At 38.6% G+C, this 9,593-nt stretch carries 8 protein-coding genes, 1 tRNA gene and 2 rRNA genes; 9 read left to right on the top strand and 2 right to left on the bottom strand.

The annotated features are described in order from the left end of the window. From FJR06_RS15305 to FJR06_RS15290, 4 genes are all read left to right on the top strand, one after another. Window positions 1-998 (top strand): 23S ribosomal RNA (locus tag FJR06_RS15305); the annotation flags it as partial. 164 nt (window positions 999-1,162) lie between these two features. Next, window positions 1,163-1,280 (top strand): 5S ribosomal RNA (gene rrf, locus FJR06_RS15300). Between the two features lie 169 nt (window positions 1,281-1,449). Next, window positions 1,450-2,097 carry a hypothetical protein gene (locus tag FJR06_RS15295; protein ID WP_015078846.1) on the top strand — a complete coding sequence of 216 codons (648 nt, stop codon included), beginning with the start codon at window positions 1,450-1,452 and terminating at the stop codon, window positions 2,095-2,097. Window positions 2,098-2,237: 140 nt separating this feature from the next. Then, entirely contained in the window at window positions 2,238-3,368 is a 1,131-nt protein-coding gene (locus FJR06_RS15290) for an aldo/keto reductase (protein ID WP_168651733.1), read from the top strand. Window positions 3,369-3,390: 22 nt separating this feature from the next. On the opposite strand, the gene FJR06_RS15285 is transcribed toward FJR06_RS15290, so the two are convergent. Continuing rightward, the gene (locus FJR06_RS15285) at window positions 3,391-5,271 is read right to left on the bottom strand and encodes a sodium:proton antiporter (protein ID WP_015078844.1); all 1,881 of its coding nucleotides are present in this window, start codon (window positions 5,269-5,271) and stop codon (window positions 3,391-3,393) included. Window positions 5,272-5,617: 346 nt separating this feature from the next. Between FJR06_RS15285 and FJR06_RS15280 the strand changes: the two genes are divergently transcribed. Beyond that, window positions 5,618-5,690 (top strand) — tRNA-Glu (locus FJR06_RS15280). 377 nt (window positions 5,691-6,067) lie between these two features. Continuing rightward, complete coding sequence (locus FJR06_RS15275) at window positions 6,068-7,741, top strand: AarF/ABC1/UbiB kinase family protein (protein WP_168651732.1); 1,674 nt, start codon at window positions 6,068-6,070, stop codon at window positions 7,739-7,741. Window positions 7,742-7,930: 189 nt separating this feature from the next. On the opposite strand, the gene FJR06_RS15270 is transcribed toward FJR06_RS15275, so the two are convergent. Next, window positions 7,931-8,266, bottom strand: coding sequence for a ribbon-helix-helix domain-containing protein (locus FJR06_RS15270; RefSeq protein WP_015078842.1), 336 nt, complete (start codon window positions 8,264-8,266; stop codon window positions 7,931-7,933). Between the two features lie 83 nt (window positions 8,267-8,349). Here FJR06_RS15270 and FJR06_RS15265 point away from each other — a divergent pair, with 83 nt between their 5' ends. The 3 genes from FJR06_RS15265 (at window position 8,350) to FJR06_RS15255 (ending at window position 9,589) form a co-directional block, all read left to right on the top strand. Next, window positions 8,350-8,565, top strand: coding sequence for a hypothetical protein (locus tag FJR06_RS15265; RefSeq protein WP_015078841.1), 216 nt, complete (start codon window positions 8,350-8,352; stop codon window positions 8,563-8,565). 99 nt (window positions 8,566-8,664) lie between these two features. Further along, on the top strand, window positions 8,665-9,183 hold the full coding sequence (locus FJR06_RS15260) for an HNH endonuclease (RefSeq protein ID WP_015078840.1): 519 nt from the start codon (window positions 8,665-8,667) through the stop codon (window positions 9,181-9,183). A 16-nt stretch (window positions 9,184-9,199) separates the two neighbouring features. After that, the gene (locus FJR06_RS15255; protein ID WP_015078839.1) at window positions 9,200-9,589 is read left to right on the top strand and encodes an alr0857 family protein; all 390 of its coding nucleotides are present in this window, start codon (window positions 9,200-9,202) and stop codon (window positions 9,587-9,589) included. Window positions 9,590-9,593 lie beyond the last annotated feature (4 nt).

The raw sequence follows: 9,593 nt of genomic DNA, 5'->3' as shown, positions 1-9,593 counted from the left end.
GGCGGCCGTAACTATAACGGTCCTAAGGTAGCGAAATTCCTTGTCGGGTAAGTTCCGACCCGCACGAAAGGCGTAACGATCTGGATGGTGTCTCAGAGAGAGACTCGGCGAAATAGGAATGTCTGTGAAGATACGGACTGCCTGCACCTGGACAGAAAGACCCTATGAAGCTTTACTGTAGCCTGGAATTGTGTTCGGGCTTCGCTTGCGCAGGATAGGTGGGAAGCGGTGAACTATTCCTTTTGGGGAATAGGGAGCTAACGGTGAGATACCACTCTGGCGAAGCTAGAATTCTAACCCACGACCGTCAGCCGGTTGGGGAACAGTTTCAGGTGGGCAGTTTGACTGGGGCGGTCGCCTCCTAAAAGGTAACGGAGGCGCGCAAAGGTTCCCTCAGCACGCTTGGAAACCGTGCGACGAGTGTAAAAGCAAAAGGGAGCTTGACTGCAAGACTGACAAGTCGAGCAGGTACGAAAGTAGGCTTTAGTGATCCGACGGCGCAGAGTGGAATGGCCGTCGCTCAACGGATAAAAGTTACTCTAGGGATAACAGGCTGATCTCCCCCAAGAGTCCACATCGACGGGGAGGTTTGGCACCTCGATGTCGGCTCATCGCAACCTGGGGCGGAAGTACGTCCCAAGGGTTGGGCTGTTCGCCCATTAAAGCGGTACGTGAGCTGGGTTCAGAACGTCGTGAGACAGTTCGGTCCATATCCGGTGCAGGCGCAAGAGTATTGAGAGGAGTCCTCCTTAGTACGAGAGGACCGGGAGGAACGCACCGCTGGTGTACCAGTTATTGTACCAACAGTAAACGCTGGGTAGCCAAGTGCGGAGAGGATAACCGCTGAAAGCATCTAAGTGGGAAGCCCACCTCAAGATGAGTACTCTCACTACAATTTGTAGGTAAGGTCACGGGCAGAACACCCGTTAATAGGCTTTAAGTGGAAGTGCAGTAATGTATGAAGCTGAGGAGTACTAATAGACCGAGGGCTTGACCTCTAATTCAATTAAAAATTGATAATTAAAAATTAAAAATGAAGGTTTTTGGTGGTTAATTATCACTGCTGATTCTCGTTCTTTTTGCAGTCTTCAGGGTTGTGAATACCCTAAGTTAAAAATCGGTAATTAATTTTTAATTCTGAATTTTTAATTTTTAATTCTTTCCTGGTGTCTATGGCGCGGTGGAACCACACTGATCCCTTCCCGAACTCAGAGGTGAAACGCTGCTGCGGCGACGATAGTTTAGGGGTAGCCCTCCGTGAAAATAGCTCGATGCCAGGTTTATTATTTAACAACAATGCCCCTTCTATTCATTTAGAGGGGGTTTTGTTTTTGGGTTTAATTTTTTAGCGTTTATCTCCAGGTGTGTCAAAAAGTTAATTTAACAATTGCATTATGATTAGACAAATGTAATACTACTGTAAGTAAGCAGTATCAAAGGGGTTCTGTTATGGCTAATTGTCCTAATTGTGGTTCTGGTCACATCCAACTTAAACAGGAAACTGATGTAAATTGGGGAAATGCCATAGTCGGATATGCTTTATTTGGTGTTGTAGGTGCGGCAGTTGGGGCTGTTACAGGTGAAGATAGAAATGTCAATGCTTGTCTAGATTGTGGAACATCTTGGAAAGCTGAAGATTTATTTAGGCTTCTGCAAATTATTAAAGATTGCACAGGTGCAAAACTAAATTTAGCCCTATACCGTGACCGTGTATACCTGAATAAATTCATTTCTGAACTGAGTAGTTATTTAAAATCAATACCAGAGATAGAAGGAAAAGCTGATCAACTTATTGCTGATGCAACAGAACAAGGAAAAAAGAGAAAAGAAAATAATGATGCAAAATGGGGGTGCGGTTGTCTTGCTATTGGCTTAATATTAATAATTACTGTTTTTCAGGTTCCATTTTTTGCATTTCTGATTTTTTTGTTTGGACTTTTTTATGCAAAACTTCTGATGGACAATGAGAAACCTATTAAAGAAGAAAATGATAAACTAATTCAAAATGCTAAAAATGAAGCAGTGATCATGAAGCGTGAAGCTGAAAAAAGACTTAATGCAAAAATAAAAAGTTTTATGGATAATAATCCCTTCTAACTCAATATTCAGACAAAAAAATTATGAACAACAAAATATCCAACTTCTGACAGTATGCTGGTTTTTGCGGGCATTGCCCACCCTACACTACTTTTTATTGATATATCTTCAATCAATTAGATAAGTCCTAGTTACCTGCTATGCAATATCGTCGTTTTGGTAAAACTAATTTACATCTTTCTGTTTTTTCCTTGGGAACAATGCGCTATTTAACTGATAGTGAAAATGTCCAACAGACCATTGAAAAAGCTTTATCTTTAGGAATTAATCATTTAGAAACAGCTAGAGGTTATGGTGATAGTGAAGCATATTTGGGTAAAGCTATAAAAGCTGGTTTATCAGTACCCCGTAATCAAATTTATATTACTACTAAAATTCTCCCAACACCAGATGCTGACACTATGCGTCGGTATATTGATGAATCTTTAAATCGCTTGAATTTAGATTATCTGGATTGTTTAGGAATTCATGGATTAAATACTTGGCAACATTTAGAATGGGTACAATCTAAAAACGGTTGTATGCAAGCAGTAGAGGAAGCTCTAAATGATGGAAGAGTGCGACATATTGGTTTTTCTACTCACGGATCATTAGATATAATTTTAGCAGCTATAAATACAGATTTATTTGAATTTGTTAATCTCCATTATTACTATTTTTTCCAACATAATGCCCCCGCGATTCAGTTAGCGACAGAGAAAGATATGGGCGTTTTTATTATTTCTCCTGCTGATAAAGGCGGAAAATTATATACTCCACCCCAAACATTAAAAGAAATCTGTTATCCATTCACACCATTAGATTTAAATTATCGTTTTCTGCTAAGTGATAACCGCATTAATACTTTGAGTATAGGACCAGCAAAACCAGAAGAGTTAGTAATATATCCAGAACTTTTTGATCATAATAACGAATTAACAAAAGCCGAAATTGCTATTTTTGAAAAATTAGAACATCAGCAAAATCATGTTTTACTAACTGATAAATGTAGTCAATGTTATGCTTGTTTACCTTGTCCCGAAAATATTCATATTCCCGAAGTTTTAAGATTACGAAATTTAGCCCTAGCTTATGATATGAAAGATTATGGAGAATACCGTTATGGAATGTTTGAAAATGCTGGTCATTGGTTTCCAGGGATGAAAGCTAACCGTTGTACAGAATGTGGTGATTGTTTGCCCAAATGTCCAGAAAATTTAGATATTCCCACTTTGCTAAAAGATACCCATGAAAGATTGCAGGGGAAAGCAGGAAGAAGATTATGGGGATAAATCCAAAATCTAAAATCTAAAGTTATTTAACTTTTACTTCTTCAACTTCTGCTAATGTTTCCATAGTTAGCGGTGTAGACTGACTAGCACCAGAAAGAAGTTTTAAAAGATTAGGACGGGAATCATATAATAGATAGATAATGCGATCGCCTATTTCCCATTCTTGAGTAGCCGACATTACCTGTAAACGTTCTTGTCTTTCTAACAACAGTGGTACTAAAATCCCATCTCGAATTTTTTCTTGTATATGTTCTTGTTGAGAGTCAAATTCTGCCGCATTTAATGTAGTTGTTCCCAATTTCACCTGTCCATTCATCAAATATTCATTCCAAGTTTTTACTGGTAAATCAGAGACAAAAGCTTGATCAACTTTACTATTCTCCGAAGGAGATCCTTGAGGATGTCGGGGGAATATAGCTAAAACACGGGGAGGATTAAATTCCTCAGCAGCCCGTTGAGCTAAAACAAAATTCACTTCACCATTACTGGTAATGGCTAAAAAAGTCCCCATCGAACCAATACCAGCTTCTTCCAGTATTTCCCCATCTAAAGCACTACTAGCAATCACTCGGAGATTTTGGGCTTCAGCTTGGGCTAAACGTTCCGGGTCAGTATCAATCATCACTACACTTTCTCCCCGTTCTTGAAAAAAGCGGGCAATTAATAAACCCAAAGGATTACAACCCACAATTACCGCCCCAGTTGCATCTTTAGAGGTAATTCGTAACCATTTAACCAACCAGCCAGCGGTTAAACCTTGGCAAAAAACCGTCATGATAATTGTCAAAAAGACTAAAGCTTTAATCGAATCACCACCATTAACGCCCCTCTGCGTCAGTAAAATCGCAAATAAAGACGCTACAGAGGCGGAAACTATGCCTCTGGGTGCAACCCAACTTAAAAATAGTTTCTGTCGCCAATTTAGATCACTATTCCAAGTACACAAAATAATGTTAATGGGGCGAACAACAAACATTAACACCAAAACGGTGAATAAACTCCCCCAACCTAAAGCGAAGACACTGGCAATAGATAAATCAGCCGCTAGGAGGATGAATAATACAGAAACGCTGAGAATTGTCAGTTGATTTTTAAAGCTTCGCAATAAACGCTCTTCGGGAACTGAAGAGTTAGCAAACACCGCACCTGCTACCACTGTGGTCATAATTCCCGATTCAGAGCGAATCATTTGCGCTAGGGCAAACAACACCCATAAAACTGCCAGTACAACCAGATTTTTCAGTTCAAAGGAGATAAAATTGGCGCGTTTAAACATCCAACTCATTAAATATCCACCAACGCCACCAATGCCCGCACCCACAGCGAAACGTAAAATTAGACCAATAATGGCATTAATGGGGTCTGTATCACCGTTTAAAATCGTATCCAGGACAACGTAAGCCAGGATAGCTCCCACTGGATCTATTAAAACTCCTTCTCCTTCTAATAGCGTTGCTACTTGTCTATCTACGTTAATTTGTTGAATTAATGGACCAATTACGGTCGGTCCGGTGACAACAACAATGGACGCATAAAGAACTGCTATATTCCACGGAAATTCGCCTAGCCAGTGGGCGGCAAGACTTCCCCCTAGTAGGGTGATCAGGGTTCCCAGGGTGACGAGTAACTGGAGACTGAGGGAAACTTTGCCCAACTCCTGCCGATCTAATTTGAGTCCACCTTCAAACAAAATGATTGCTGTTGCTAGGGAAACAATCACTTCCAATCCTGTGCCTAGTAAATGCGGTTGTAATATTCCCAGCCCGTCTTTACCTAAAAGGATGCCTAAGAGGAGTAGTAACACGATGCTAGGTAATTTGAAATATGCAGCCATTACCTGGGCGCTAATGCCTGCAAAAACAGTGATCACCATCTGGAGGGTGATTTCAAAAGGTGCTTCCATATTGTAGATTTTGAGCCATTGATTTCAAAATCCTCTCTAAAGAATCATAAATATTAACTTTACAGAAATATCCGGTAAGCGTAAAGCTCAGGGGCTAAAGCCTTGAGATATAAGCGACGCGGGCAAGATGCCCGCACTACCAAAAACCCGTCAAAATAAATTTGACAGACTACTAGAAATTTCTCAAGAATTTATTTTTCTTGGCAAAAGGACAGGGTTAATAGTCCAGAAATATTCCCCCTGCTCCTTACTTTGTGGCTTTTTCACCTCCTCTAAAAAAATCTTTCCAAAACCTCTTGACATTCTCAAAAAAACTCGCTATATTGTTAAAAGTGAAGAGAAACAAGCCCCCATCGTCTAGAGGCCTAGGACACCTCCCTTTCACGGAGGTAACAGGGATTCGAATTCCCTTGGGGGTATTATAAAAGGGATAGAGAAAGAATTTTTCTTTTTCTATCCCTTTGATGTTTTTATGATTCCTGTGTCGGAATATTTACAAGATTTAATTTTGTTATTAGGTAGGGGTTTAGCAGTGCTAAACCCTTAGAAATCCAGGTTTTTTGTAATCTGGCAAAAGTCCATTTCCCAACCGTGTTTAGTATGGACTATTGTATTAATTGCTTGTATATACCACAGGCTAATTGCTACACGATTAGTTTACAAGTCTTCATTGAGACGGTGTTTAATAATTTATACTATGCAGTGTAATTATTCAGGAGCTAGGAAAGAAATAGCCAACAATTACCGCTATATTATAAACAATTAATCATGGAAACATCAAATTTTGTTTATATTTATGATGGCAAAGTCTAAAAAGTTTCGTTGGCAAAAAACTAAATATTCTACCTTAGCCCGAAAAATAGACATTTTCAGGGCTGCGGCTAAATTTATGTTATTTCTGTGGTGGGATAGTATTTTTCCTCAAGATTCTTTAGAACATAAGAAAAACCGCGCTACTTGGTTTGTGAATACTTTAATTGATTTAGGTGCTACTTTTATTAAAATTGGTCAAACTTTGTCAACTCGTGCCGATTTATTGCCTCTAGAATATATAGAAGCTTTGGGAACTTTACAGGATCAAGTTCCGGCTTTTAGTAGTCAAGAGGCAATTAAGATGATTGAATTAGAATTAGGTAAACCTCTACAATTTATCTATAAAGAATTTGAATTTAATCCTTTGGCTGCTGCTAGTTTAGGTCAAGTTCATAAGGCTACATTATACTCTAACGAAGAGGTGGTTGTTAAAGTTCAACGTCCGGGTTTAGAGGCTTTATTTAATTTAGATTTTAAAATATTATTACAGTTAATTAAGTTTTGCAATAAATATTTGGCTGGGGTAAGAAAGTATAATTTACAATCAATTTATAATGAATTTTTTGATTTGCTGTTTCAAGAAATTGATTATATTCAAGAGGGTAAAAATTCTGATAAATTCAGAGATAATTTTCATGGATATCCGCGAGTTATTGTCCCTAAAGTCTATTGGCAATATACAACAACGAAGATATTAACTTTAGAATATAAACCGGGAATTAAAATTAATGATAAAGCGGCTTTGGAAGCCTGCGGAATTAATATTCATCAGGTAAATGAAACGGGGATTTGTTGTTATTTAAAGCAACTATTACAAGATGGTTTTTTCCAAGTTGATCCCCATCCAGGGAATATGGCAGTCAATCCAGATGGTAGTATTATCTTCTATGATTTTGGCATGATGGCAGAAATCGGAATTTTGGATAAAGATCAAATGATTAAAACCTTTTTTGCTATTTTAAAAAAGGATAGCAATGAAGTGGTAAATACTTTAATGAGTATGGGATTACTTGAACCTGTCCCAGATATGACTCCAGTAAAAAGATTAGTCACATTTTTATTAGATAAATTCACCGATAAACCTTTAGATGTTAAAGCATTGGGTGAGGTAAAAATTGAACTTTATGAAATGTTTGAACAGCAACCATTTCGCTTACCTGCTCAAATGACATTTATTTTAAAAGCTATAACTACATTAGATGGTATTGCCAGGACTTTAGAGCCTCAATATAATCCTACAGTATTATCCCAGGCATTTATCAAAAGTCTGGCAGTCACAAAAAGTAAAGGAAGTACAATCGCTCAATTAAGCCATCAAGCTAGGGATTTTATTCAATATCAACTGACAAAACCGAATAAAACCGAAGTTTTAGTTAAGAAATTAGAGGAAAGAATTGAAAGAGGAGAGTTACAATTAAGAGTTAAAAATGTTGAAAGCGATCGCATCTTAGGACGAATTTATCTAGCAGTCAAAACATTAATTTATGCTTGTTTAACAGGGTTCAGTCTGTTGACAGGGTTAATTTTGATCATCGTCAAGTATCATAATTGGGCGATCGCAATTTTTTGTGTATGTGCTTTTTGTCTATATTTATTAGTTAAATCGTTAATGAAATTAGCAGTGATAGAGAAAATAGAAAAAATGGGCAAAAAGTAGCTAAGTAAGGATTCAGGTCTAACGTCTTCCGTAATTCCTCTATAATTAACCCGGAAATCTCAGGCTTTGCATCCGAATTAACACGGGAAACCTGAATTAATCCAGGAAATTGTCTTAAATAAATCTAAAAATTAGTATTTTACCCAGTTACTAAGGTAGCGTCTGGGTAAAATTAACTAAAATTACCGACTAATCAACCAAACTCTCAAGACTCAGAGGAACCATATCACCATTCCTCGTCAATCCCAATAACATTGACTGTTGTGATGCAATTAATTTACCTGTGAGGACACAACGCTCATCTTGTTGGGCTACAGCAGCAATACTAGCACGAATATCAGATTTAGAAAAACGCGGTTTCCACTCACCTGATTTTTGCTGGATATAATTCCAGAGAATATCTCGAATTAGAGACTGATATCCCTGATTACCAGCGATATCTTTAAGTTTCTCCTTGAGTTTCCGTTCTAGACGAATACTAGTAACTTCCATATCAGTTGTTGGGGTGCGTGTAATGGTCTGCATGATTTTTTCTCCTTATAGGTATAGACAGGATAGTAATACAAGTGTAGTATGTTTAAAGGAATGTTCAATAGGTGAAATTTTCTGTGAAATCCATTTATCCCATCTCTACCTCTTCACAAGCAACCAAACGCCTCGGCAGTTGGGAATTTGCTGCTGCGGACGTGGAGAATTTATTTATGGGCAAGGATAGCCAACATCAAGGGCAAAGAACAAAAGGCAATTATGATTTTAAATATCCCAGCATGAATTTGCTGAATACAAAACCACAAATAGAGATCAAACGCGGGAGGTACAGGTAAAGAAATGCTGTACCAAAATAAGACAAAACCATCAGGTCAATTGTTAACCCCCGCAGCGTCTAAGACAGAAGCGGGGGTTTTTTTATAAGGAGTTAGGCTGTGACAAGCGCAATCCAAGTATTAGAGCAATCTGTAGTCGTGTTTTCCCAGAATTACTTACCACTGTGTCGGATAAATATCAAGCGGGCGATAGTGTTGCTAGTCAGCAATAAAGCCGAACCATTAGAATTTTCGACAGAAGACGGTTGGTTAATTCACTCATCTCGATTTGTGCTGTCTGTACCCAAGCACATCCGCTTAACAATTGCTGCTACGGAACGAATGTGGAAAATTCCGCCAGTCAATCGTCGGGAGGTTTTACGACGAGATCATAGCAGTTGTCAATATTGCGGTACTAACAAACATCTCACCCTAGATCATGTTATCCCCCGATCTAAAGGTGGCCGACATACTTGGGATAACGTAGTCATAGCCTGCGAAAAATGTAACTCTCGCAAAGGCAATAAAACACCCACTGAAGCTGGAATGCCTTTGCGGAAATTACCGAAAGCACCTATTCACCCAACGGTGATATTTGCTGAGAAGTTTTGGAATGATATGCAAGCAAACCTGGAATAACAGGAGAGCAAAAGGAATGCTGAAATTAACTTACACCGAAAACTGTTTTTATTTAGAGTGTCTCACTCAATCTCTTGAGGAATGGGTAGCCCAAAGAGTGATTTTGGCACTGCGTGTCAGTCAAACTTTGCGGATTGAACCCACCACAGCTTCCTTTATGCTACCTCTTGATTTGCCAGGAGTAGAAAGACTAAAAGCCGAAGTAAATCGCCATGATAGTGAAATTATGGGCTTATCTAACTGTGATCCTGAATACTTAGAAGTTACCCTCGATGGTTCTTGGTTATCTGATGGTAATCATGATGCTGTCGGTGTATTTGTCACCACTATGAGCTACAGCACTGAGTTTTTTTTGTATAAACTTTGGCAAGAGTCTCAAATTTGTGCTTCTGTCGTCACTGAGTAAGGAT

It is taken from the genome of Dolichospermum sp. UHCC 0352, assembly GCF_009711925.1.
Classification (GTDB): Bacteria; Cyanobacteriota; Cyanobacteriia; order Cyanobacteriales; family Nostocaceae; genus Dolichospermum; species Dolichospermum lemmermannii.
The sequence above is the reverse complement of the archived record's forward strand: the minus strand, read 5'-3'. Positions and strand labels throughout refer to the sequence as shown.

Bases quoted from the DNA above. Each gene is read 5' to 3' on its own strand.
- FJR06_RS15295 (WP_015078846.1), top strand. From the start codon at position 1,450: ATGGCTAATTGTCCTAATTGTGGTTCTGGTCACATCCAACTTAAACAG.
- FJR06_RS15255 (WP_015078839.1), top strand. From the start codon at position 9,200: ATGCTGAAATTAACTTACACCGAAAACTGTTTTTATTTAGAGTGTCTC.
- FJR06_RS15270 (WP_015078842.1), bottom strand. From the start codon at position 8,266: ATGCAGACCATTACACGCACCCCAACAACTGATATGGAAGTTACTAGT.
- FJR06_RS15290 (WP_168651733.1), top strand. From the start codon at position 2,238: ATGCAATATCGTCGTTTTGGTAAAACTAATTTACATCTTTCTGTTTTT.
- FJR06_RS15285 (WP_015078844.1), bottom strand. From the start codon at position 5,271: ATGGAAGCACCTTTTGAAATCACCCTCCAGATGGTGATCACTGTTTTT.
- FJR06_RS15275 (WP_168651732.1), top strand. From the start codon at position 6,068: ATGATGGCAAAGTCTAAAAAGTTTCGTTGGCAAAAAACTAAATATTCT.